The organism is Betaproteobacteria bacterium (assembly GCA_016194905.1).
In the GTDB taxonomy this organism is placed as follows: Bacteria; Pseudomonadota; Gammaproteobacteria; order Burkholderiales; family JACQAP01; genus JACQAP01.
In genome coordinates this window covers 285,810-308,134 of record JACQAP010000019.1, presented here as the reverse complement: position 1 = coordinate 308,134, position 22,325 = coordinate 285,810, and the positions used below count along the sequence as shown (strand labels likewise).

General features: G+C 60.9%; 26 protein-coding genes and 1 pseudogene. 8 read left to right on the top strand and 19 right to left on the bottom strand.

Annotated features, from left to right (window positions below; translation table 11 throughout):
• Positions 1-99 precede the first annotated feature (99 nt).
• Genes nadD through rng form a run of 5 tightly spaced genes read left to right on the top strand, consistent with a single transcriptional unit; the run spans position 100 to position 3,758 of the window.
• Positions 100-771, top strand: coding sequence for a nicotinate-nucleotide adenylyltransferase (gene nadD, locus HY067_12875; protein ID MBI3528847.1), 672 nt, complete (start codon positions 100-102; stop codon positions 769-771).
• Entirely contained in the window at positions 761-1,147 is a 387-nt protein-coding gene (gene rsfS / locus HY067_12870) for a ribosome silencing factor (protein MBI3528846.1), read from the top strand. The genes nadD and rsfS overlap by 11 nt, the downstream gene beginning before the upstream one ends.
• Before the next feature lie 13 nt (positions 1,148-1,160).
• Positions 1,161-1,643 (top strand): 23S rRNA (pseudouridine(1915)-N(3))-methyltransferase RlmH, encoded by a 483-nt coding sequence (gene rlmH / locus HY067_12865; protein MBI3528845.1) that lies wholly within the window; start codon positions 1,161-1,163, stop codon positions 1,641-1,643.
• A gap of 43 nt (positions 1,644-1,686) precedes the next feature.
• A complete protein-coding gene (maf, locus tag HY067_12860; GenBank protein MBI3528844.1) occupies positions 1,687-2,307 on the top strand; it encodes a septum formation inhibitor Maf in 621 nt (206 codons plus the stop codon).
• Positions 2,304-3,758, top strand: a complete 1,455-nt coding sequence (gene rng / locus HY067_12855; GenBank protein MBI3528843.1) for a ribonuclease G — start codon at positions 2,304-2,306, stop codon at positions 3,756-3,758. Before maf ends, rng begins: the two co-directional genes overlap by 4 nt.
• 41 nt (positions 3,759-3,799) lie before the next feature.
• Here the strand turns inward: rng and HY067_12850 are convergent, their stop codons facing one another.
• The 7 genes from HY067_12850 to HY067_12820 form a co-directional block, all read right to left on the bottom strand.
• On the bottom strand, positions 3,800-4,162 hold the full coding sequence (locus tag HY067_12850) for a benzoate/H(+) symporter BenE family transporter (GenBank protein ID MBI3528842.1): 363 nt from the start codon (positions 4,160-4,162) through the stop codon (positions 3,800-3,802).
• Positions 4,163-4,231: 69 nt separating this feature from the next.
• Positions 4,232-6,172 (bottom strand): dynamin family protein, encoded by a 1,941-nt coding sequence (locus tag HY067_12845; GenBank protein MBI3528841.1) that lies wholly within the window; start codon positions 6,170-6,172, stop codon positions 4,232-4,234.
• Entirely contained in the window at positions 6,169-6,477 is a 309-nt protein-coding gene (locus HY067_12840) for a YggU family protein (protein MBI3528840.1), read from the bottom strand. Before HY067_12840 ends, HY067_12845 begins: the two co-directional genes overlap by 4 nt.
• A gap of 9 nt (positions 6,478-6,486) precedes the next feature.
• Positions 6,487-7,059, bottom strand: a complete 573-nt coding sequence (locus HY067_12835) for a YggT family protein (protein ID MBI3528839.1) — start codon at positions 7,057-7,059, stop codon at positions 6,487-6,489.
• A gap of 12 nt (positions 7,060-7,071) precedes the next feature.
• Positions 7,072-7,881 (bottom strand): pyrroline-5-carboxylate reductase, encoded by an 810-nt coding sequence (locus HY067_12830; GenBank protein ID MBI3528838.1) that lies wholly within the window; start codon positions 7,879-7,881, stop codon positions 7,072-7,074.
• A 78-nt stretch (positions 7,882-7,959) separates the two neighbouring features.
• Positions 7,960-8,496, bottom strand: a complete 537-nt coding sequence (locus tag HY067_12825; protein ID MBI3528837.1) for an SRPBCC family protein — start codon at positions 8,494-8,496, stop codon at positions 7,960-7,962.
• 118 nt (positions 8,497-8,614) lie between these two features.
• Entirely contained in the window at positions 8,615-9,508 is an 894-nt protein-coding gene (locus tag HY067_12820) for a YggS family pyridoxal phosphate-dependent enzyme (protein MBI3528836.1), read from the bottom strand.
• A 111-nt stretch (positions 9,509-9,619) separates the two neighbouring features.
• Between HY067_12820 and HY067_12815 the strand changes: the two genes are divergently transcribed.
• A complete protein-coding gene (locus tag HY067_12815; protein MBI3528835.1) occupies positions 9,620-10,660 on the top strand; it encodes a type IV pilus twitching motility protein PilT in 1,041 nt (346 codons plus the stop codon).
• Positions 10,661-10,705: 45 nt separating this feature from the next.
• Positions 10,706-11,842, top strand: a complete 1,137-nt coding sequence (locus HY067_12810; protein MBI3528834.1) for a PilT/PilU family type 4a pilus ATPase — start codon at positions 10,706-10,708, stop codon at positions 11,840-11,842.
• Positions 11,843-11,934: 92 nt separating this feature from the next.
• Here the strand turns inward: HY067_12810 and HY067_12805 are convergent, their stop codons facing one another.
• The 9 genes from HY067_12805 to HY067_12765 all read right to left on the bottom strand — a co-directional run bounded on the left by HY067_12805 (position 11,935) and on the right by HY067_12765 (position 18,352).
• A complete protein-coding gene (locus HY067_12805) occupies positions 11,935-13,110 on the bottom strand; it encodes a class I SAM-dependent RNA methyltransferase (GenBank protein ID MBI3528833.1) in 1,176 nt (391 codons plus the stop codon).
• A gap of 200 nt (positions 13,111-13,310) precedes the next feature.
• Positions 13,311-13,691, bottom strand: coding sequence for an HIRAN domain-containing protein (locus HY067_12800; GenBank protein MBI3528832.1), 381 nt, complete (start codon positions 13,689-13,691; stop codon positions 13,311-13,313).
• A gap of 5 nt (positions 13,692-13,696) precedes the next feature.
• Positions 13,697-14,110 (bottom strand): protoporphyrinogen oxidase HemJ, encoded by a 414-nt coding sequence (gene hemJ, locus HY067_12795; GenBank protein MBI3528831.1) that lies wholly within the window; start codon positions 14,108-14,110, stop codon positions 13,697-13,699.
• A gap of 10 nt (positions 14,111-14,120) precedes the next feature.
• Positions 14,121-14,906, bottom strand: coding sequence for an ABC transporter permease (locus HY067_12790; GenBank protein ID MBI3528830.1), 786 nt, complete (start codon positions 14,904-14,906; stop codon positions 14,121-14,123).
• 95 nt (positions 14,907-15,001) lie between these two features.
• Positions 15,002-15,913: an ATP-binding cassette domain-containing protein gene (locus tag HY067_12785; GenBank protein ID MBI3528829.1), complete on the bottom strand. Its 912-nt coding sequence runs from the start codon at positions 15,911-15,913 to the stop codon at positions 15,002-15,004.
• A 6-nt stretch (positions 15,914-15,919) separates the two neighbouring features.
• On the bottom strand, positions 15,920-16,531 hold the full coding sequence (locus HY067_12780) for an alpha/beta fold hydrolase (protein ID MBI3528828.1): 612 nt from the start codon (positions 16,529-16,531) through the stop codon (positions 15,920-15,922).
• Positions 16,528-16,836, bottom strand: coding sequence for a (2Fe-2S) ferredoxin domain-containing protein (locus HY067_12775; protein MBI3528827.1), 309 nt, complete (start codon positions 16,834-16,836; stop codon positions 16,528-16,530). The genes HY067_12780 and HY067_12775 overlap by 4 nt, the downstream gene beginning before the upstream one ends.
• A 29-nt stretch (positions 16,837-16,865) precedes the next feature.
• A complete protein-coding gene (locus HY067_12770; GenBank protein ID MBI3528826.1) occupies positions 16,866-17,219 on the bottom strand; it encodes a nucleotide pyrophosphohydrolase in 354 nt (117 codons plus the stop codon).
• 11 nt (positions 17,220-17,230) lie between these two features.
• Complete coding sequence (locus HY067_12765) at positions 17,231-18,352, bottom strand: VanZ family protein (GenBank protein MBI3528825.1); 1,122 nt, start codon at positions 18,350-18,352, stop codon at positions 17,231-17,233.
• A 56-nt stretch (positions 18,353-18,408) separates the two neighbouring features.
• Between HY067_12765 and HY067_12760 the strand changes: the two are divergent.
• Positions 18,409-19,329 (top strand): annotated as a pseudogene (locus HY067_12760) (acetyltransferase).
• A gap of 112 nt (positions 19,330-19,441) precedes the next feature.
• On the opposite strand, the gene HY067_12755 reads toward HY067_12760, so the two are convergent.
• From HY067_12755 to HY067_12745, 3 genes are all read right to left on the bottom strand, one after another.
• The gene (locus HY067_12755; GenBank protein MBI3528824.1) at positions 19,442-20,497 is read right to left on the bottom strand and encodes a spermidine/putrescine ABC transporter substrate-binding protein; all 1,056 of its coding nucleotides are present in this window, start codon (positions 20,495-20,497) and stop codon (positions 19,442-19,444) included.
• A 100-nt stretch (positions 20,498-20,597) separates the two neighbouring features.
• Positions 20,598-21,371, bottom strand: a complete 774-nt coding sequence (locus HY067_12750) for an ABC transporter permease (GenBank protein MBI3528823.1) — start codon at positions 21,369-21,371, stop codon at positions 20,598-20,600.
• On the bottom strand, positions 21,368-22,264 hold the full coding sequence (locus tag HY067_12745) for an ABC transporter permease (protein MBI3528822.1): 897 nt from the start codon (positions 22,262-22,264) through the stop codon (positions 21,368-21,370). The genes HY067_12750 and HY067_12745 overlap by 4 nt, the downstream gene beginning before the upstream one ends.
• Between the last annotated feature and the right edge of the window lie 61 nt (positions 22,265-22,325).

The window sequence follows — 22,325 nt, the reverse complement described above, 5'->3', positions numbered from 1 at the left end:
AGCGATCGGTCGAATATAAATGTCGTTTGCGTTCGCTGTTCGCTGTTTATGGTCGAAGACCGGTACCCCTTCAGGGGCGCTGTTCCCTGTTGACCCAGATTGAGTTCATCAACCCCAATCGGCGTACTGGGCGGAACCTTCGATCCGGTTCATTGCGCCCATCTGCGCCTGGCCGAAGAGCTCGCGGACGGCATCGGCCTGTCCAAGGTTCGCTTCATTCCGACCGGCGCGCCGCCGCATCGAGGAACTCCGAAGGTGACCGGGGCTCACAGGATGGAGATGGTGCGCCTGGCGATTGCCGGCAATCCGCGCTTCGAGGCGGACGACCGCGAAATCCGCCGCCAGGGCGTTTGCTACACCTTCGACACGCTGAATGAATTGCGGGCCGAACTTGGCGACCGCCCGCTGTGTCTGTTGATGGGATCGGACGCTTTTTCCGCATTGACCACCTGGCACCGTTGGGAAGAGCTGTTCGACCTGGCCCATATCGTGATCGCGCACCGCCCGGGCTTTTCCCCGCAGCAGTTGCAGTCTTCCCTGCCGGGGCCGCTGCGCAAGATCTACCTGCAGCGGCTGGCCGCTTCCACCGGAATTCTGCGGCGAGACAGTGCCGGGACCGTTTACGCCAGGGAAATCACTGCGTTGGACATTGCCGCGACCCAGATCCGGGGACTGCTGGCCGGCGGCGGGAGTGCGCGCTATCTGGTCCCGGATGCGGTTCTCGATTACATTGAAACCAACCGTCTTTACAAGGAACGCGATGCACGTTGAAGCCGTGAAACAAGCCGCCGTCGAGGCCCTGGAAGAAATCAAGGCCAGGGACATCACCGTCCTCGACGTCAGGAAAATGACGTCCCTGTTCGATTACATGATCGTCGCCACCGCCGAATCGGCGCGCCAGACCAAGGCGCTGGCAAGAAACGTGCAGGAGAAGCTCAGGGAGCTGGGGGTACGCGTCCAGGGTCTGGAAGGCGAAAAGACCGGGGAATGGGTGCTGGTCGACCTGGGCGACATCATCGTGCATGTAATGCAGCCGGAGATTCGCAGCTATTACAACCTCGAGCAATTGTGGGGCGGCAGGCCGCCCTCCCCGCATGCGACCACCTGGAGAAACGCTCCCGGCGCCGAACCGCCGGCCGCCTTGTAAGCCTCCCTTCCGATTGAAGCTGCATATCCTCGCCATCGGCCATAAACCGCCCGCCTGGGTGGTGGCCGGGTTCGAGGACTATGTCCGGCGCATGCCACGCGAGGCGCGCATCGAAGTTACCGAGATCAAACCCGCCCCCCGGAGCGGCCGGGCCCAGTCGGCGGCATCGATTTTCCGGATACTCGCCGTGGAAAAGGCCCGCTTCCTTGCTGCCCTCCCGCCGGGCTGTGTAAGAATAGCGCTGGACGAACGCGGTAAGCAGCTCACCACAGCCGAACTGGCCCGCAAGCTGGCGGCCTGGATGCGGGGGGGAAGCGACGTTGCTTTCATGATTGGCAGTGCCGATGGGCTCGATCAGGAACTGAAAGCCAACGCCGATCTCCTGCTTGCCCTTTCGGCGATGACGCTTCCGCATGCCATGGTGCGGGTGTTGCTCGCCGAACAGCTTTACCGCGCAATGTCGATGATCCGGAACCACCCTTATCACCGGGAATAGCGCCGCCGATTTCGGCGCCGACAAAACCAAGAGCCGAACACACGTGCCGTCGCTGGAAAAACATATCTACCTCGCCTCGCGCAGTGCGCGCCGCCGTGACCTGCTCAAGCAGATGGGCGTGAACTTCGAGATGCTGCTGCTGCGCGAAGGCGCCGGCCGCGATGCCGATTTCGACGAATCGCAGATCGGCAACGAATTGCCGCGCGACTATGTCGTGCGCGTCGCCCGACTGAAGGCGGAAGCAGGCTGGTTGCGCCTGGAGCAGCGACGCCTCATGCGCCACCCGGTGCTGGCGGGCGACACCACGGTCGCTTTCAACGACACCATTCTCGCCAAACCCAAAGACCGCGAGGAAGCGGTGGCCATGCTCAAGCAGCTCTCCGGCACGGTGCATCAGGTCTATACCGCGGTGGCCGTCAAATTCCACGATTCGCTGCAGGAGGCCCTTTCGGTCACCGAAGTGCGCTTGCGCGAGCTTTCCGACGACGAGATCCGACGCTACGTCGCCAGCGGCGACCCGATGGACAAGGCCGGGGCCTACGGCATCCAGGGCAAGGCGTCGATGTTCATCGAATCCATCAACGGCAGCTACAGCGGCGTGGTCGGACTGCCTATGTTCGAAACCTCGCGCCTCTTGACTCATCTCGGCTTCCAGCTGCTGTGAACGAGGAAATCCTGATCAACGTCACCCCGCAGGAAACCCGGGTCGCGGTGATGCAGCAGGGTGTCGTCCAGGAATTGCACATTGAACGCAGCGCCAGCCGCGGCATAGTGGGCAACATCTATGTCGGCGAGGTCAGCCGCGTGTTGCCGGGCATGCAATCGGCGTTCATCCAGATCGGTCTGGACCGCGCCGCTTTCCTGCACGTGGCCGACATCTGGTTCCATCGCCAGAACCATGAAGACGCCAAACCGATCGAACGCATCCTGCACGACGGCCAGAAGCTGCTGGTGCAGGTCATCAAGGATCCGATCGGGACAAAAGGTGCGCGGCTGTCGACGCAGATCAGCATCGCCGGTCGCCTGCTGGTCCATCTGCCGCAGGAATCCCACATCGGCATTTCGCAGCGCATCGAGGACGAAAACGAGCGCGCATTGCTGCGCGAAAAACTGCAGCACCTGATTTCCGCCGATGAAACCGGCGGCTACATCGTGCGCACCATGGCGGAGACCGCCAGCGAAAAAGAGCTTGGCGCCGACATCGAATATCTGCGCAAGCTGTGGTCCGACATCCAGGAAAAATCGCGCACCGTTGCCACGCCGGCGCTGCTTTACCAGGACCTGAGTCTGTCGCTGCGCGTGCTGCGCGATTTCGTCAACGACGAAAGCGGCCGCATCCTGGTGGATTCGCGCGAGACCTTCCAGCGCATGCAGGCGTTTGCGACCGAGTACACATTGTCCTTTGTCGATCGCATCCATCACTACACCGGCGACCGGCCGCTGTTCGACCTGTATGCCGTCGAAGACGAAATAGAGCGGGCACTCGCACGCCGTGTGCCGCTCAAGTCCGGCGGCTATCTGATCATCGACCAGACGGAGGCGCTGACCACGATCGATGTGAATACCGGCGGCTTTGTCGGCGGCCGCAATTTCGACGAGACCATCTTCAAGACCAACCTCGAAGCGTCACAGGTGATCGCGCGCCAGTTGCGCCTGCGCAACCTGGGCGGCATCATCATCATCGACTTCATCGACATGGACAACGAAGTGCACCGCAATGCGGTCATCTCGGAGTTCAAGAAAGCTTTGCTGCCCGATCGCACGCGCATGACGGTGAACGGCTTCACGCATCTCGGACTGGTGGAGATGACGAGAAAGCGCACCCGCGAGAGCCTCGCACATATCCTGTGCGAACCCTGCCCGACCTGTCAGGCGCGCGGCGAGGTCAAAACCGCGCAGACGATTTGCTACGAAATCCTGCGCGAGCTGGTGCGCGAATCACGGCAGTTCGACGCGCGGGAATTCCGCATCCTCGCCTCGCAAAAAGTCATCGACATGTTCCTCGACGAGGAATCGCAGAGCCTGGCGATGCTCGAGGAATTCATCAGCAAGCCGATTTCACTTCAGGTGGAAACGATCTACACGCAAGAGCAGTACGACATCGTTTTGATGTAATAAGAGAAGTACCGCGTGCCGGAAGTCCTGTGCTTTCGCGGTCAGCCTTTTGCTTTTGGATGCAGTATCGGCAACGCCAGACCGCCTGCGACCAAGCCCCAGAACGCCGACCCTATCCCGAAGAGCGTCACGCCCGAGGCGGTAACGAGGAAGGTGACCAGCGCGGCCTCCCGGTCGCGTTCGGCCGCCATCGCAGCCGCGAGACCGTTGCCGATCGTGCCGATCAGCGCAAGGCCCGCTATGGCGGCAACGAGTTCATGCGGAAGCGCGGTGAACAGCGCACCGACCGTCGCGCCGAACAGCCCGATCAGCACATAAATGACTGCCGAACTCGTGAACCCGACCAGAACCGTGACGAAGCCCGCAACGATCGCGGAGAGGGAGAAATCTCTGGTAATAGACATGGGAGGTCAGCGATTGTTCTTGTGTTGTCCGGACAGCAAGCGATCCCGGGCTCATCCCCGTTCTTGCTGCTATGCGACCTTCGCTACTTTCATCTCCGCCGGATCGCGCTGCAGCACGTCGCGAATCTGCGTGAGTTCCTCGACTTGCTTGCCGAGTTGCAGTTGCTGCTGTTCAAGCTGGCGTACGCGTTCCTGGAGCGTATTGATGTCACCCACGACTTTGCGCAGATTTTCAACTTTGCGTTCCAGGAGTTTCTGGTGCTCCTTGAGCTGCAGGGACAACGGCATCAATGCCGAATTGACCCAGGCGTCGAGCTCCAGCCGAAGGTGGCTGAATAATTCGCGCGCATGCGCCACCAGGCCACCGTAGAAGCGGCGCACGAGAAAGTGCTTCTCGGTCATTACATTGACCGGATCCTTGCAGAAGCGCTCGGTGCTCTGATGCAGCGAGTGCATGCGCAGGATGTGGCGCTCGAGATTCAGCACCGGCGGCGTCATCTTCGGAAAGCCGTACATCTTGTGGAATTCGGTGTACACGCCGTCCACGTAGTTGCGGGTTTCGCCGGAGAAGTTGAGGATCTTTTCCGCCTGCCGCGAGAAGGTGTCGAACAGTGCCTGCATGCTGCGCATCAGGCCGGCGGTGGTCCAGCTGCCTTCGATCGCCTCGAGGCTGCGGCTCATCATCTCGTCGAGGCGATCGTCCGCCAATGTACCGATCAGCACATTTCCCTGCTTCAGCACTGTCGCATAGGAGCGCTTGAAGCTCTCCATGTGCCTCAGGTAACCGGCCTTGTCCTGCTCCAGCCTGGCCAGGAGCAGTTTTGCAAGATCCCGATTCTTTCCTGAGAGCTTGGACATCTCCTGCAACTCGCCGCGCGTGCTGGCAAGCTGGGCAGTTGTGCTTTGCAGGGACGTTTCGAGCATGTTGCCGATTTCCCTGGAGACGGCCGCGCGCAGGATCTGTTGTTTCGACGGGATGATTTCCTCCGCCAGCAGGCGCTCCAGCACTTCGATCCGGCTTTTTGCCAGCAGGCTCACATCACCGCGTATGCGCGCAATCAGGCCCTTCTGCGCGGAAAGCGCTATGACATGATCGCGCGGCAGACCGAGAATTCTCGCCGTCTCGACGAGCTGGCGCTCGACGCCTATTTCGATCTGTTCGTCGGACTTCAAATCGTCCCACATCAGGTCGATCTTGTTCAGCACGGCGATGCGGCGCGTGACATAGCTCTGCACGTATTTTTGCCAGACATCGAGATCGGACTTGGTGACCCCCGTATCCATCGCCAGCAGGAACAAGACCGCGTGCGCGCTCGGAATCATGGACAGCGTCAGTTCCGGCTCGGTGCCGAGCGCATTCAGCCCTGGCGTATCGAGGATGACCAGCCCCTTTTTCAGCAGCGGATGCGGGTAGTTGACCAGGGCATGGCGCCAGCACGGAATTTCCACTTTGCCGCCGTACTTCACCACTACGGTCGTGGTCACGAAGTCGGTTTCGTCGAGCAGCCCGAGTGCGCCTGCTTCTTCCACCGCGACCGACTTCACCTGGGCAAGGCTGGACATCGCCGTAGCCATTTCTTCCTGGGAGGCCAGATTGAGCTTGATTTTTACCCACTCGACCGGCTTGTGCTTGAGCGCGGCGATGCTCTCGTCGCTTTTGCGCGACTCGATGGGCAACAGTTTGATGTAAGGCTCTTCACTGGCATCGTAGAAGATTTCGGTCGGGCACATGGTCGTACGGCCGACATCGGACGGCAGCAGGCGTTGCTTGAAGTCGGAGAAGAACATCGCGTTGATCAATTCCGTCTTGCCGCGCGAGAATTCCGCGAGAAAGGCCAGGATCATGCGGTCGTTGCGCAGGCTTTCAACCAGGTCGTAAATGCGCAGGCTGCGCTGGATATCGGCGTGGCCGTGATCTTCCAGCCAGTTCTGATAGGCCTGGATACAATCGCGCAGTTCATCGCGCCACTGCTGGTACGCGGATACCTGATTCTCGAGATCGCTGGTCATGAGTGCAGAAGCTCTTTCACCCGCGCCAGGAGGGAAGCTGCCTGGCCGTAAATTTCGACGGTCTTGGTGCGCCCGTGGCTGCCACGGCGAATCATAACCCGCCCGTCCGGCAGATCAAACTTGTCCGCCAGAAAACCGACGAGCAAGTCATTGGCTTTGCCTTCGACGGCCGGTGCGGCAACGCGCACCTTGAGTCGGCCGCCGTGCAATCCCGCGACCTCGGTGCGCCGGGCATTGGGCTGCACATGCAGGCTTAGCGTCAGCAGGCCGCGATCCGGATCGTAGCGATACCAGGATTCGAGCATGCGGATTGATCACAGCATGCGGGTGAGCGCGAGTTCGAGGGAGGTCACCGGCCACATCAGCACTATCTGACAAATGACCAGCACAAACAGCGGGGAAAGATCCACGCCGCCGATCGGCGGGATGCGGCGCTGGAAAACGCCGAGGAAGGGCCGTGTGAGGCTCGCGAGGATGGACGTCGCCGGGCCGCGGGGAGCAATGAAGGACAGGATGGCCTGCGCGAATACGGCGACCATCAGGATGTAGGTGAACAGTTTCAGCAGGTTCAGCGCCGCCAGCAGCATCAACCCGATTACCGCGGTCCCCACGCCAGGCCCGAGCTGATAACCCTTCAACGCGAGCACGCCGCCGACCAGGAGCAGCTCAGTGAGCCATGCCAGCAGCAGCGTGGACAGGTCGTAACCCCACAACCCCGGAACCACCCGCCGCGTCGGACGCACGATAAAATCAGTAAGCGCAGTGAGAAACTGGGACAGCGGATTGCGTGCTGCTGCGCGTACCGCCTGCAGATAGAACCGCAGCAGCAGCGCCAGCGAAAACAAGCCAAGAAAAGTTTCGAGCAGGAAAATCAACGCCTGGTTCATTTCTTTCGTCGCCTAGTCTTGGCCGAATTCGTCGCCGAGTTCGCTCGAGCGCCTGGCCGCAGCCCGCACGGCTTCCACGATCTTGTTCCTGATGTCGTTGGCTTCCATGTTCTTCAGCGCCGCCTCCGTAGTTCCCGCCTTCGAGGTCACGCGCGCTCGCAACACACTTGCAGATTCGCTGCTGCCAGCCGCGAGTTTCGCCGCACCGGCAAAGGTCTGGACCGCAAGCTCATGAGCCTGCCCGTCGTTCAGGCCCAGCTCTACGGCCGCCTGTTCGAGAGCTTCGATAAAGTAAAAAACATAGGCCGGCCCGCTGCCGGAAATGGCCGTGACAGCATCGATGTCCGACTCGCTTTTCACCCAGACCACACCGCCCACCGCACCGAGAATGTCTTGCGCGCTATCTCTGTCAGACTGCTTGACGGCCGCAGCCGCAAACAATCCGGATACGCCTGACCGGATCAGTGCGGGCGTGTTGGGCATCGCGCGCACGATGCGATCATGGCCATCGAGCCAGCGCGTGAGATCGGTCGTGCGGATGCCGGCGGCGATGCTGATGACCAGTTGCCCGCGCAGGCTGGCACTCAAATTCTTCGCGACCGCGTGCAGCTGCTGCGGTTTCACCGCGAGCAGCACGACATCATCGGTAACTGCGCCGTCGACCGCAGGGGTTGCACTGACGCCGAACCGTTGCTGCAATCGCTGGCGCGCTTCTTCCGATACCTCAACGACACGCAGGTCGCCTGGCCTGAAACCCTGCTGCAACAAGCCGCCGATCAAGGCGGTGGCCATGTTGCCGCCGCCTATGAAAAGTATGTGCATGATTTCGAATCGAAGCGGATTTGCAGCCCCGGAAAATGCGGGCGGCGCGGACGACGTCCGCGCCGCAATGAAAGCCTGTTACTTGGTCTCCGCAATTTTCTTGACGTTCTGCAACCCCGCCTGGTACGCACCGATGATCGCCTTCTTGACGCCGGCGTCATCCTGGCCCGCCGGGGGATTGTCGACCACTTTGCGCTTGAACTTGCCCTTCCAGACCAGCACCGACGACCCTTTTGCCTTGCCTGGCTTCACGGAGATGGTCGACGAATAGTCGGAAACGGGCAGCGGCGAATCGCTGATGATCCGGTATTTGACGAACCGGCTCTTTTCGCTGAAGCCATCGAGTTCCTCGTCGAATTTGCTGCCATCGGTCATCGTAAGCGTACGCACTGATCCCCGCTTGTTGTTCTCGCCGGATTTGATCTCGGTATTCGAGAACGCCGGATGCCACTTGTGCAAGCTGTTCCAGTTCTTCACCAGGCTCCAGACCTTGGCTGGCGGAGCATTGATCTCGACACTTTCCTTTACACCCAGATATCCGGCCTTGGCGGCGAAAGCCATGCCTGGCATCGCCAGCAGCAGACCGGCAGCCATGATCCAGTTCCTTCTGTTCATCTTGTTTCTCCCATGTTCGCAGCAGTAAGCCAACTCGATCCGGTCGCCAAATCCTGCACATCCGGCCGGTCAGTATAGGGGGGCGCCACCATCGCGGGCAAATTGCCCCGGGCCGGAATCAGGGCAGGCGCTCGCCGAAGATTGCCCGGCCGACACGAACCAGGGTCGCACCTTCGGCAATAGCGGCCTCCAGATCATCGGACATGCCCATCGACAGGGTGTCCAGCGGGACTCCGCGGCTGACGGTTTCGTCCCGGAGTTGGCGCAGCAGCCGAAACCGGGCGCGTTGCAATCCAATATCCGGGGTCGGTTCCGGGATGGCCATTAATCCGCGCAGCCGGATTCCCGTCAGGCGCGATGCCGCTTTCGCCAGCGCAAGGACTTCGTCCGGCCGGATACCGCTCTTGGATTCCTCGCCGCTGACGTTGACCTGAATGCAAATTTGCAGCGGCGGCAGGATAGTGGGGCGCGAAAATGACAGGCGTTCGGCGATCTTTAGCCGATCCACACTGTGTACCCAGTGAAATTGCTCGGCGATCTGACGGGTCTTGTTGCTCTGGATCGGCCCGATGAAGTGCCACTCCAGAGGGAGGAGCAGGGGCCCCGCTTGTGGGGAGGAAGCGCCGGAACGCGGAGCCTCGGCACGTGCGACCGAGGAGGCGCTTCCATGCGCCAGCTCCACGGCCTGGCCCAATGCCCCGTCAACGTCTCGCTGGCGCACCCCGGCGGAGGGGCGCACGTCGCCCTCTCGCCGCTCGTCGTCCTGCTTTCCGTGCGCGACGTGCCATTCGAGCCCTAAATCGGCCAATGCCGCAATCTTTCCGACCGCTTCCTGCAGATAGTTCTCGCCAAATGCGACCTGGCCGGCGGCGTGGGCTTCCGCGATGGCAACCGGCGCAAAGGTCTTGCTGACGGCAATCAGCCTGATGTCCCACGGTGACCTGCCGGCCGTAACGGCCGCTGCGTCAATACGGCTGCGTACGGCTTGCAAGCGGGACGCTATTCTTGTCATAATTCCCTTGCATTCTTGACCGTAACCATCGAATGCAGCGAGCATTTTCGATCTGCGCCGAGGCCGCCGGCATGTTTCGTTCCCCATCTAGCCGTCGTCGGAGAATTATAAATGGACATCGCTGAACTCCTCGCTTTTGTGGTCAAGAACAAGGCTTCCGACCTTCACCTGTCGGCCGGATTGCCCCCCATGATCCGGGTGCATGGCGACGTCAGGCGCATCAATCTGCCGCCGATGGAGCACAAGGACGTGCACGCTATGATCTATGACATCATGAACGACGGTCAGCGCAAGTTCTACGAGGAAAACCTCGAGTGCGACTTCTCGTTCGCGATCCCGAATCTGGCGCGCTTCCGCGTCAACGCCTTCGTACAGAACCGCGGCGCGGGCGCGGTGATGCGGACCATTCCGTCCAAGGTATTGACCCTGGAAGAGCTGAAGGCACCCGCGATTTTCAAGGAAATCGCCCAGTACCCGCGCGGCGTGGTGCTGGTGACCGGCCCGACCGGTTCGGGCAAGTCGACCACGCTCGCAGCCATGGTCAACGACATCAACGAGAACGAGATGGGTCACATTCTCACGGTGGAAGATCCGATCGAATTCGTACACGAAAGCAAGAAGTGTCTGATCAACCAGCGCGAGGTCGGGCCGCATACGCTGTCGTTCAACAATGCGCTGCGCAGCGCGCTGCGCGAAGATCCGGACATCATCCTGGTCGGCGAATTGCGCGACCTGGAAACCATCCGCCTGGCGCTGACCGCGGCCGAAACCGGCCACCTGGTGTTCGGGACGCTGCACACGAGTTCTGCCGCAAAGACGGTCGACCGGATCATCGATGTATTCCCGGCGGCTGAAAAGGAAATGGTGCGCGCAATGCTGTCGGAATCGCTGCGCGCCGTGATCTCGCAAACGCTGTGCAAGACCAAGGACGGCACCGGACGTGCGGCGGCGCATGAAATCATGATCGGCACGCCGGCCATCCGCAACCTGATCCGCGAAGCCAAGATCGCGCAAATGTATTCCGCGATCCAGACCGGCCAGAACATAGGCATGCAGACACTGGACCAGAACCTCACCGAAATGATCAAGCGCAACATCATCACGAAGGACGAAGCGCGAGGAAAGGCAGCAAACAAGGATGCGTTCAACTGACCTGCCGGGACGGCGGGCACACCGGACATTAGCCAGGAGTAGCAGATGGAAAAAGATCAGGCCGTCAAATTCATTCACGAACTGTTGCGGGCCATGGTGGCGAAGAAAGCCTCCGACCTGTTCATCACCGCCGGCTTTCCGCCGGCATTCAAGCTCGACGGCAAAATGACGCCGGTGTCGAACCAGAGCCTGACGCCGCAGCACACGCAGGAACTGGCGCGCTCGCTGATGAACGACAAGCAGGCGCAGGAGTTCGAGGCCAGCAAGGAATGCAACTTCGCCGTCAACCCGCCCGGAATCGGCCGCTTTCGCGTCAATGCTTTCGTGCAGCAGGCCCGCGTCGGCATCGTGCTGCGCACCATCACCACGGCAATTCCCAAAATTGACGAACTGGGATTGCCGCCGGTTCTCAAAGACGTGGCGATGACCAAGCGCGGCCTGGTAATCCTGGTTGGAGGAACCGGATCGGGCAAGTCGACGTCGCTTGCCGCGATGATCGGCTACCGCAACGAAAACAGTCACGGCCACATCATCACGATCGAAGATCCGATCGAATACGTGCATGACCACAAGAATTGTCTCGTCACCCAGCGCGAAGTCGGCGTCGATACCGATTCCTGGGAGGCCGCGCTGAAGAACACGCTGCGCCAGGCACCGGACGTGATACTGATCGGCGAAGTCCGCGAACGCGAAACCATGGAACATGCCATCGCGTTCGCCGAAACCGGCCACTTGTGTTTGTGCACGCTGCACGCCAACAGCGCCAACCAGGCGCTGGATCGGATCATCAACTTCTTCCCGGAAGAACGCCGCTCGCAGTTGTTGATGGACTTGTCGCTTAACCTCAAGGCGCTGGTGTCGCAGCGCCTGATCCCGTTGAAGGAGTCCAAGGGTCGTGCCGCCGCGATCGAAATCCTGCTGAACTCTCCGCTGATCTCCGATCTGATCTTCAAGGGCGAGGTGCACGAAATCAAGGAAATCATGAAGAAGTCGCGCGAACTGGGCATGCAGACCTTCGACCAGGCTTTGTTCGACCTGTACGAGGGCGGCAAGATCGGCTACGAGGACGCCATGCGCAATGCCGACTCGATGAACGAACTGCGCCTGCAGATCAAGCTGCACGGCAAGGAAATGAAGGATCGCGACCTCACGTCCGGGGTGGATCACCTGAACATCGTTTAGGGGCGAGGGACTAGGGGCTAGGGGAAACCCGCAAAGCTTCTGACCTTTGGTCCCGCCTTAAGCTTTCCGATCCCTGCTTTTCCCCCTAGCCCCTAGTCCCTGCTGTTCCCTAGCCCCTGCTTTTCCCTCCGCATCGCCCCGGAAACCATCTTGAATTCATACAGCCGGCACTCGAGCGCGCCGTTATAGAGCGGGGTACGTTTCGAGGGTGACAGCCCGATCAGCTTCGGCAGCCGCATGTCGGCGGTGAACAGGTAAGCACGCCAGCCGGCGAATTTCTTCTTCAGCACGTCTCCCATCTGCGGGTAAAACGAAGCCAGGTCGTCCTGCTCGCCGATGCGCACACCGTAAGGCGGATTGGCCACCAGAACGCCTTCCGCGCCCGGCGCGGAAATCTCCAGCATGTTGGCCTGCTTGAGCGAGACGGCGTCGGCAAATCCGGCCGCCGCAAGATTCACGCGCGCCAGTTTCAGCGCATCGCCGTATAGATCGCTGCCGAAAATCGCCGGCAAAGGATTCGGTGCCGGTCGCGCAGCGGCCTCCGCCTTAATCCGGTGCCATTTCGCCTCATCGAAGTTGCGCAGCTTCTCGAAGCCGAACTGGCGACGCGCGCCGGGAGGAATCCCGCGCGCAATCTGCAGAGCCTCGATCAGGAAGGTCCCGCTGCCGCACATCGGGTCGAGCAGCGGCAGGTCAGGGGTCCAGCCGGACAGCTTCAGGATTCCGGCGGCAAGGTTCTCGCGCAACGGCGCTTCCCCGGCGATCTGCCTGGCGCCGCGTTTGAACAGCGGCTCGCCGGAAGTATCGAGATACAGCGTGAAGCGTTCCGTCTCCAGGAAGGCATGGATACGCACATCGGGTTGCGCGGTATCCACGTTCGGGCGAACGCCCGTCTGCGAGCGAAACTTGTCGCAGACCGCATCCTTGATCCGCAACGTGATGAAATCCAGGCTGTTGAGCGGACTGCGTACCGCGGCGACGTTCACGCGTATCGTCAGGGCGACAGCGAACAGTTGCTTCCAGTCGAGCGCATTCACGCCGCGATAAACGTCGTCTTCACTACGATATCGGCCCACGCCGACTTGCCATAGAACACGGCTCGCGATGCGGCTGTGCAGATTGGCAGCGTAGGCAACCGATAGCGGGCCGGAAAAGCCCACCCCGCCTTCCGTTGCGGTGATCTCGCCCGCGCCCAGTTCGGCCAGCTCCCCGGCCAGTACCGCTTCAAGTCCGCGCGGGCACGGTGCGAAAAAACGTTCTTGCTTCAAGAATAGTTACCCAGTCAAACCCTTCACCGCAAAGGCGCGAAGGCGCAAAGAAGTACTCGCAAAGAAGAACAGCAGCAGAAAAACAACAACTGATGCGAAAATCGCCGTCAATGGATTATTGACTGTGCTTTTTCTCATCTTTCGTTTCCTTTGCGTTCTCTTTGCGCCTTTGCGCCTTTGCGCCTTTGCGGTTCAATTTTCTAGAGCCGTAGAAAGACTTCGAATTCGATGCGCTTCCACGGATCGCGGTGTCTGGTCAGCCGCGCGATGCGCGCTTCAAGCTTGTTGCCGCGATCCAGCTGGCGCGCTACCGCGTCGTTCTCGACACGCGGGACGTAACCGAGCATGTGGCCATTCCATTCGACGCGCACCGCACGTGCATCATGCGGATTGTCGGGTTCGCGCACCAGCGTCAATGCATCGCCGACCTTCAACTGATCCCACAGCCACTTGCCTTCGTGAAACTGGAATCCGGCGACGGGCGAGCTTTGTATGAGGATGCGCGTCGCCGGCTGCGCCGCGTGCAGCAAGGTGGCAGCGAAGACCGCAACGACGGTGAAGAGCCACGCAGCCCTGGTCATCGGCATCAGAACGGCTGCAATTCCACCAGCAGGATGATCGCGATCAGTACGACGACCGGAAGCTCGTTCAGCCAGCGATAGAACACGTGGCCGTGACGATTGCGGTCATGCTTGAAATCGATCATCAGCTTCCCGCAGTAGCCGTGATAGAGCACCAGCACAGCCACCAGCGCCATCTTGGCGAAAAGCCAGCCGCCGTAGAAACCGTAACCCAACCACAGCCACAGGCCGAACGCGATCGTCAGCAGAGCGCCCGGTGTCATGATGCCGAAAAACAGTTTGCGCTCCATGACCTTGAAGCGCTCACGGCTTGTCGTATCTTCGCTCACGGCGTGGTAGACGAACAGGCGCGGCAGATAAAACAGGCCGGCGAACCAGGTGACCATGAAGATGATGTGAAACGCCTTGATCCAGAGCATGACGAACCCTTCAGGAAAGCAACCGGCGCCGTGTCAGCACAAGGGCGGCATAGAGCCCGGCAACTGCGTAACCGAGCAACGCCAGGACATGTGTCAACGTACCGGTTGGCACAACGCCGGTCACCAGCGGCCGCGAGATCTGTACGGCGTGGGTAAGCGGCAGCACCGAGGAAACGGCCTGCAAAGCCGGAGGCAACTGATCGGTCGGAAAGAAGACGCCGCACAGCAACACCATTGGCGTGATCAGCAATGTGAAGTAATACAGGAAGAAATCGTAGCTCGGCGAAACCGCGTTCATGACCAGCGCGAGGCTGGCGAATGTCAGTCCGATCAGAAACGCGAGCGGAATGATCCACAGCGTCATCGGCGAATGCGACAAGCCGAGTGCGAAGATGATCAGCAGGATGGCGCAGCCGGACAGGAAGCTTTTGCTCGCCGCCCAGACCGCTTCTGCCAGCAGCACGTCGTCGAGATTGAGTGGCGTGTTCATGATCGCGTCCCAGGTTTTCTGTACGTGCATGCGCGAAAATGCCGAGTAGAGGGCCTCGAACGTCGCAGTGTTCATGGTGCTGTAGCAGACCGTGCCGGCGGCCAGAAAGGTAATATAAGGCAGCCCACCGACTTCGCCGACCAGTTTGCCGAGGCCGAACCCGAGCCCGAGCATATAGAGCATCGGGTCCGCAAGGTTGCCGAGCATCGACGGAATGGCAAGCTTGCGCCACACGTGGAAATTGCGGCGCCATACGTGCACGAAGCGCAAGCTCAATATCGGTAGACGAAAATCTTTCGTTCTCATGGTCACGGCTTCGCCAACGTCAAAACAGAACCTCGTTCACCGCAGTGAAAGCGTTGGTCTTTTCGACAATGCGCTGACAAACGGGTGCGTGAGCATCAGTCCCTCAGGTCGCGACCGGTGAGTTTCAGGAACACGTCCTCGAGATTCGCCGGCCGGTGCAGGTAACGCAGGTCGGGATTGTTCTCCAGCGTCGCGATCAGCGGTTCCGCATGCCGGGTATAGCAGAATACCGTTTCCCCCGCGCGCTCCGCGCGATCGGCCAGTTTGTCGCCATGCGCGGTGGCCCATTCGGCAACGCCTTCGCCGTAAACCTCCAGCACTTGAGGTTCGATGTGGCGGGAAATCAGTTCGCGCGGCGTGCCGGTGGAAATGATGCGGCCGTGATCCATGATGGCGAGCCGGTGGCACAGCCGTTCGGCCTCGTCCATGAAATGCGTAGTCAGGAGAATGGTCTTGCCTTGGTTGACGAGCTGCTTCAACCTGTCCCAGATCATATGACGGGCCTGGGGGTCGAGCCCGGTGGTCGGTTCGTCCAGGAAAAGCAGGTCGGGATCGTTGATCAGCGCTCGCGCCAGCGACAGGCGCCGCTTCATGCCACCGGAGAGCGTCTGGATCTTTGATGTCGCGCGCGCCGCGAGTCCGGCAAATTCCAGAAGATCGGGTATGCGGCCGCGTATCGTCGCCTCCGCCTCGCCGAAATAGCGACCGTACACCAGCAGATTCTCGAATACCGTGAAGTCCGGATCGAGATTGTCGATTTGCGGCACGACGCCCAGCCGGATACGCGCCTCGCGCGCCGCTTTCGGCACCGGAAAACCGAGCAGCGAGATCCGGCCGGCATCCGCATCCGTCAGCCCGAGGCATAGCCGCAAGGTCGTGGTCTTGCCGGCGCCGTTCGGGCCAAGCAGGCCATGGCATTCGCCGGCGTCGAGCGACAGGCTCACGCCGCGCAACACCTCCAGGTCACCGTAGCTTTTGCGCAGTTCGCTGACTTCGAGAAGCGGCATGTCTGTTCAGGTCCGGCAATGCTGTTCGACCAGTCGTTGCAGCGTAACCAGGTTGCCGTGGAAAAAATGGCCGCCACCGGGGAACACGATCACCGGAAGCGTTTGCGGCCGTGCCCAGTCGAACACGTCTTTCAAAGGCACGACATCATCTTCCTCGCCATGCACGACCAGCGTATTTTCCGGCACGTTGCCGACCGGAAAACGCCCCACCGCGGGAGCCGCCAATACCAGATGCCGTGGCGCAAGCCGCTCCGCCACGGCCGCCGCGATGAAACCTCCGAAGGAAAACCCGCCGATCGCGAGTTCGCTTTCGCCGTAAGTACGCCGCCCGTAATCCGCCAACGCGAGGAAATCCTCGATTTCGCCGCGCCCCTCGTCGAATACTCCGTCGCTTGCGCCGACACCGCGAAAATTCAACCGCAACGCGCAGTATCCCAGCGCGACAAAGGCCTTCGCCAGCGTTTGCACGACCTTGTTGTCCAGCGTGCCGCCGTAAAGCGGATGGGGATGGGCGATCAACGCGATGCCACGCCGCGCCGCGCCGGGTTCGCTGACGGCAACCTCGAGCTTTCCCGCCGGGCCGTCGATGGAAAGCTTTTGTGGGGACGCGGGCCTCAAATGCGCAGGCGTTCGACGACACGCCCGTTGACCAGATGCTCCTCGATGATCTCGTCGATGTCGTTCTTGTCCACGTAGGTATACCAGACTTCCTCGGGATAAACCACGATCACCGGCCCTTCCTCGCAACGGTCGAGGCAGCCCGCCTGGTTGATGCGCACCTTGCCTTTGCCGGCGAGCTCGAGGGATTTGACCATTGACTTTGCATAGTCGCGCATTTGCCGTGCGTCATGATTGCCGCAGCAAGCCTCGCCGTTCTGGCGCTGGTTGCAGCAGAAGAACACATGATGGGTGTAGAAACTCACAGGACGATCCTCATGAAGCCGGTGCGCAATTATAAGCCGCGCCGCGCCGGATACTTGTGCGCATTGAGTCCGATTTTCTCGCGCGCCGCGGCAGCCATGTCGATATCGAGCACGTCCGCCAGTCTGACGAGATAGAGCAGCACGTCCGCGATTTCGAGCGCTACGTCGTGCCGGGCGGCCTCGTCGAGATTGGCGCTTTGGGCAACGGTCAGCCACTGGAAATGCTCCATGATCTCGGCAGCCTCGATCGCGACCGACATCGCCAGGTTTTTCGGCGTGTGGTATTGCTCCCAGTCGCGCTCTGCGGAGAACCGGCGCAGGCGTTCGCGCAAATCGTCCAGGCTGTCGGGCGGCGGGCTCGCCGCAGGCACCGGTATCGTCATGACAGGTCCCTTCATTTGCCGGACCGGCCGGAATCCGGCCGGTCCTCGTTGTCGCCGCGCATCAGAAATACGAGAAAGGCAAACGCCAGAAATGGCCACCACGAAGACAATAACCCGGTCATGGCGTTGAATCGCAGGAAATGCCCGCGTTGCAGAATCTGCAAAGCAGCGACAAGATAAGGATTCTCGGGCGCAAGATTCACCAGGAAGAGTCCCGCTGCAAAGCAGATCGCGGCAGCGCGCATTGACCTCACCGGCGGGCACCGTGCCAGCGGCAGCCACAGCATCACGCCCGCAACCAGCCCCAGTGCGGATCCCGGCGTCAGCCACAAGCCGGGATTGCCGGGAATGAACAATGCCATCGACGCTATGGTCTTCAACATCAGCGCGGTCAATATCAGCGCGGCGACCGATGCGGCCGCCGCGGCAAATGAGCGGGCAATCGCGCCGGTCAGGAAGGCCACTCCGGCAAAATTCAGTGCCGCGACACCCGCTTCCAGCAGCAGATAGGCGTCCGCGGAATAGTGCACACCGAAATTGGCGGGAATCAGATGGCGCAGATCACCGTTGCCGAAGAGCCAGATCTCCGCGTTCAGTTGCGTAAGTAGCCAGAGGGCGAGCAGTACGAAGGCGAGGTCGGTGCGTGCGCCAGCCCGGAAATGGGTCTCGCGCAATCGACGCAGCTCTCCCGACAGCAGCCAGCGCTCGCCGCACACACAGGCTATTGCGGCACCCGCCAGCATACCGATGGAATTGGTCAGCACATCAACGTTCGAGGAAATGCGCGTGGGCAGATAGGCCTGCGCAAACTCGATCGACAGGCTCAACAACATTCCAGCAGTGACGCTGAGCACTACCGCGACCCAGCGCGGCACCCGCCCCATCCACGACAAGGTCAGCAGCAGACCGAGCGGCATGTAAGCCAGGATGTTGAGCACAACGTCCGAGACGACGATATAAGACGGCCAGCCGGCAAACAAGAATCGCGTCGCTTCGTCGTTCGGCACGCGCCAATCGGTGAAGGGGTACAAGCTGGCATACACGACGAGCAGAAGGTAAGCTACGGCGAGGTAGGCGACCAGCCTGGAATTGCGCGCGTAACGCGCGGACGGAAAAGGAAGCGAACCGCTCATGTGGTGTAGGCAATGCGCCGGGCCGGGGATCGTCTATCCGCAGCGGGCGGCACAGCATGAGATTCTATGACATCTTCAACGGCGACGCCGACGGACTCTGCGCGCTGCACCAACTCCGGCTCGCCGAACCACGGAAAGCCACGCTGATAACCGGTGTCAAGCGCGACATAGCCCTGCTCGCGCGTTTGACCCCCGAACCCGGCGACGAACTCACCGTGCTCGACGTCTCGCTCGACACCAATCGGGAAGCGCTGCTCGGCGCCCTGCGGATCGGAGCGCGCGTGCGCTATTTCGATCACCATTTCGCCGGAGAAATTCCGCATCACGGCCTGCTCGAAGCCCATATCGACCCCTCTGCGACGGTCTGCACCAGCCTGATCGTCGACCGCCATCTCGGAGGCCGTCATCGCGCATGGGCCGTCGCCGCCGCATTCGGGGACAACCTTCGCGCCCAGGCGTATTCCGCGGCGAGCGCGCTTGGCCTTAAGCACGCCGATGTCGAAACCCTGAGGGAATTGGGCGAATGCCTGAATTACAACGCCTACGGCGCCAATCTCGCCGACCTGCATTTTCATCCGGCGGAGCTTTACCTGCGCATGCAGCCTTACGCAGATCCGCTTGCGTTCTGCGCGCAGACGCCCGAGCTCGATGCATTGCGCCGCGCCAGTGCCGATGATCTGAAGCAGTCGACTGCGTTGCCGATCGAGAATGTGGGCGATGATGCTTTGGTGGTCTTCATGCCGGAAGCCGCATGGAGCCGGCGCGTCGCCGGCACGTTCGCCAACGAATTGTCACGGCGGCACACCGATCGAACGGTGGCATTGCTGGTGCGCAGCGGCGCCGGCTATCAGGTCAGTTTGCGCGCACCCGAACACGGTGGATCGGCGATGCATCTTCTGGCGCAGCAGTTCGAATCGGGAAACGGCAGGGCGCGATCCGCGGGCATCCAGTTTTTGCCGGAGCGTGACGTTGCCAGGTTGTTGGCGCTCCTGCGGCATCCCTTCGCAGGCGCTACGCCGGAATCGGCGGCAGACCCCTGAAAAAACCGTCTGGAAGCGCCACTCGTGCGCTTCCAGACGGGCGGGACGACTACTTGGCCTTGATCTCGGTCCAGATCTTGTTGAGCAGTTGCCGCTCCTTCTTGTTCATGTCCTTCAGCTGCTCGAGCCGTTTGGCGGATTCCGCGTCGGGGAATACGGCCTTAATCGACTTGATCTCCGGCTTGATGAACTGCATCGCCTCGGAATTCGGATTGCCGGAGCCGGTAATGTTGGTTAGCGCGGCCGAGTTCTTGCCCTCGAGCATGAAGTTGATGAACTGGTGGGCAAGGTCGGGGCGCGGCGCCGTCTTCGCGATCACCATCGCATCCAGGGCCAGTACAGCGCCTTCCTTGGGCAGGGCGTGGCGGATGCGGAATTTCTGCTTGGCTTCCTGCGCGCCGGTATCGGCCTGGAAAATATCGTTCGAGTAGCCGTGTACCACCCAGATGTTGCCCGTCGACAACTCCTTGATGTAGCCCTGCGCCATGAACGCCGCCCAGTAGGGCTTGGCCTTGAGGATGGTTTCCTTCGCCTGCTTCCAGTGCGCGGGATCACGGTCGTTGACCGAGTAGCCCAGATACTTCAGCGCCGCCGCCATGACTTCGGCCTGGCTGTCGAGCACGGTCACCTTGCCTTTTATCTTCTGCAGGATTTTGGGATCGAAGATCACAGCCCAGGAGTCCACGGTAATGCCGAGCTCCTTGAGTTTCTGGTCGTTGTAGCCGATCAGCGTAATCGACATCGCGTAAGGCACGGAGTACTTGTTGCCCGGATCGAACTCGGTGTTGAGATAGGTCGGCATCAGGTTCTTGAAGTTCGGCAACTTGCCCTTGTCGAGCGGCTGCAGCCAGCCGGCCTTGGCCATGCCCGCGACGTAATTCGAAGTCGGAACCATCACGTCGTACCCTCTCGCTCCCGCGGCAAGCTTGGCAAGCAGTTCTTCATTGTCACCGTAGAAGTCCTGCACCACCTTGCATTTGCACTGGGCTTCGAAGCTCTTCACCGCGTCCGGGGCGACGTAGTCGTTCCAGTTGTATAAATGCAATTCGTCTGCAGCCAGCGCCGGCAGGGTGGCGAACAACAGCAGGAACAACAGCTTTTTCATGATCGTACTCCGTGTTTGGGGAAGTGGCTTTTTTGCAAATCCGCCAGCGCCAGATTAGGCAAACTCGGGAAACCCGTCCAGCGGCATCCCGGCAGCGGGCTCACTCCGCACGCAATGAGCCGGGCGAGAGTTTGGAGGCGATCAGGATCAGCGCCAAGGTCAGCATCATCAGCAAGGTGGAGATGGCGTTGACCTCGGGCGTTACCGCAATCTTGACCATCGTGTAAATCTGCAGCGGCAGCGTGGTCGAACCGACGCCGGCAGTGAAGAACGTGATTACGAAATCATCGATCGACAACGTAAACGCCATCAGTGCGCCGGCGACCACGCCCGGCATGATCAGCGGCAGCGTCACCAGCCGGAAGGCTTTCCATGGCGTGGCACCCAGGTCGCGCGCGGCCTCGGTCAGGCTCTCGTCCATGCCGGCCAGGCGCGAACGCACGACGATGGCGACGAAACCGATGCAAAACGCAATGTGCGACAGCACGATGGAGACCATGCCGAGCGAGATGTTCAGCAGCACGAAGAAGATCAGCAGCGAGACGCCCATCAGGATCTCGGGGATCGCGATCGGTGCCAGCACCAGCAGCGGCAGCAATCGCGTCCTGAAGCGATACATCGCATAACCCGCCATGGTGCCGAAGACCGTGGATACCGCACTTGCGGAAATGCCGATCAGCAGCGAGTTCCACGCAGCCTTCAGCATCTTCTCGTTGTGGAAGAGCTTTCCGTACCAGGACAGCGTGAAGCCCACCCACTCGGCGTTGAGCCTGGAATCGTTGAAGGAATACGCGACGACGATCACCAGCGGCGCATAGAGAAACGCATACGCAAAGATTGCCGCGGCCCATAATCCGCGCGAGCGCCGGTTCATGTCCGCGATCTCCTTGCCACCCAGGCGGTCAACCCCGCAATGCTTACCGCCATCACCGTCAGCACCATCGACAGCACGCTGCCGAACGGCCAGTCGCGCGTGTCGAGAAACTGCTGCTTGATCACGTTGCCGATCATGATGCCTTCGGTGCCGCCGAGAATATCGGGAATGGCGAAGATGCCCAGCGCGGGAATGAAGACCAGCGCGGCACCGGCGTAGACACCCGGCAACGACAACGGGAACGTAACCCGCCAGAAGCGCCGCCACGCATTGGCGCCGAGATCCTGCGCGGCATCGAGCAGCGCCGGATCGTGTTTTTCCAGGTTGGCGTAGAGCGGTAGCACCATGAACGGCAGGTGCACGTAGACCAGTCCGACAATGACCGCGAACGGCGTATACAGCAGCGTGACCGGCTCGAACCTGAACAGGCCGAGGACGTTGTTGAGGGCGGTTACGAACACCGACTGCGGCCCGAGGATGATCATCCACGCGTAGACGCGGATCAGGAAGTTCGACCAGAACGGCAGGATCACCAGCAGCACCAGCAGGTCGCGGTGTTTCTTCGGGCTGCGCGCGATCAGCATCGCCAGCGGGTAGGCAATGATCAGGCAGACGAGAGTCGTGATCGCCGCGTAGGCGAATGACTTCAGGAACAGTTCGGTATAAAGAAAATCCGAGAAGAAGCGGCCGTAGCTTTCCGTGGTGAGGTCGAGTTGTCCGCCGCCTTCGCCCTCGGCGAAGATGGGCGCCAAGCCGCCGAACTCGCCCGGATTGCGGAACGACGCGACCACCATGATCAGCACGGGAATGGCGAAGAACACCACCAGATAGGCGAGCGGCGGCCCGCCGATCAGCCATTTGTGCAGGCGCGTCTGACTAGCCGCGGACTTCATCGCTCACCACAAAGTCCCGGAGAAAAGAATCTCACTGCCCAACCTCTCCAAACCACGGGCC

What these genes read in the sequence shown, in the direction of transcription:
- rsfS (MBI3528846.1), top strand. Translation starts at nt 761, where the DNA reads ATGCACGTTGAAGCCGTGAAACAAGCCGCCGTCGAGGCCCTGGAAGAA.
- HY067_12850 (MBI3528842.1), bottom strand. Translation starts at nt 4,162, where the DNA reads ATGTCTATTACCAGAGATTTCTCCCTCTCCGCGATCGTTGCGGGCTTC.
- HY067_12845 (MBI3528841.1), bottom strand. Translation starts at nt 6,172, where the DNA reads ATGACCAGCGATCTCGAGAATCAGGTATCCGCGTACCAGCAGTGGCGC.
- HY067_12840 (MBI3528840.1), bottom strand. Translation starts at nt 6,477, where the DNA reads ATGCTCGAATCCTGGTATCGCTACGATCCGGATCGCGGCCTGCTGACG.
- HY067_12835 (MBI3528839.1), bottom strand. Translation starts at nt 7,059, where the DNA reads ATGAACCAGGCGTTGATTTTCCTGCTCGAAACTTTTCTTGGCTTGTTT.
- HY067_12830 (MBI3528838.1), bottom strand. Translation starts at nt 7,881, where the DNA reads ATGCACATACTTTTCATAGGCGGCGGCAACATGGCCACCGCCTTGATC.
- HY067_12825 (MBI3528837.1), bottom strand. Translation starts at nt 8,496, where the DNA reads ATGAACAGAAGGAACTGGATCATGGCTGCCGGTCTGCTGCTGGCGATG.
- HY067_12820 (MBI3528836.1), bottom strand. Translation starts at nt 9,508, where the DNA reads ATGACAAGAATAGCGTCCCGCTTGCAAGCCGTACGCAGCCGTATTGAC.
- HY067_12815 (MBI3528835.1), top strand. Translation starts at nt 9,620, where the DNA reads ATGGACATCGCTGAACTCCTCGCTTTTGTGGTCAAGAACAAGGCTTCC.
- HY067_12810 (MBI3528834.1), top strand. Translation starts at nt 10,706, where the DNA reads ATGGAAAAAGATCAGGCCGTCAAATTCATTCACGAACTGTTGCGGGCC.
- HY067_12800 (MBI3528832.1), bottom strand. Translation starts at nt 13,691, where the DNA reads ATGACCAGGGCTGCGTGGCTCTTCACCGTCGTTGCGGTCTTCGCTGCC.
- hemJ (MBI3528831.1), bottom strand. Translation starts at nt 14,110, where the DNA reads ATGCTCTGGATCAAGGCGTTTCACATCATCTTCATGGTCACCTGGTTC.
- HY067_12790 (MBI3528830.1), bottom strand. Translation starts at nt 14,906, where the DNA reads ATGAGAACGAAAGATTTTCGTCTACCGATATTGAGCTTGCGCTTCGTG.
- HY067_12785 (MBI3528829.1), bottom strand. Translation starts at nt 15,913, where the DNA reads ATGCCGCTTCTCGAAGTCAGCGAACTGCGCAAAAGCTACGGTGACCTG.
- HY067_12770 (MBI3528826.1), bottom strand. Translation starts at nt 17,219, where the DNA reads ATGACGATACCGGTGCCTGCGGCGAGCCCGCCGCCCGACAGCCTGGAC.
- HY067_12765 (MBI3528825.1), bottom strand. Translation starts at nt 18,352, where the DNA reads ATGAGCGGTTCGCTTCCTTTTCCGTCCGCGCGTTACGCGCGCAATTCC.
- HY067_12755 (MBI3528824.1), bottom strand. Translation starts at nt 20,497, where the DNA reads ATGAAAAAGCTGTTGTTCCTGCTGTTGTTCGCCACCCTGCCGGCGCTG.
- HY067_12750 (MBI3528823.1), bottom strand. Translation starts at nt 21,371, where the DNA reads ATGAACCGGCGCTCGCGCGGATTATGGGCCGCGGCAATCTTTGCGTAT.
- HY067_12745 (MBI3528822.1), bottom strand. Translation starts at nt 22,264, where the DNA reads ATGAAGTCCGCGGCTAGTCAGACGCGCCTGCACAAATGGCTGATCGGC.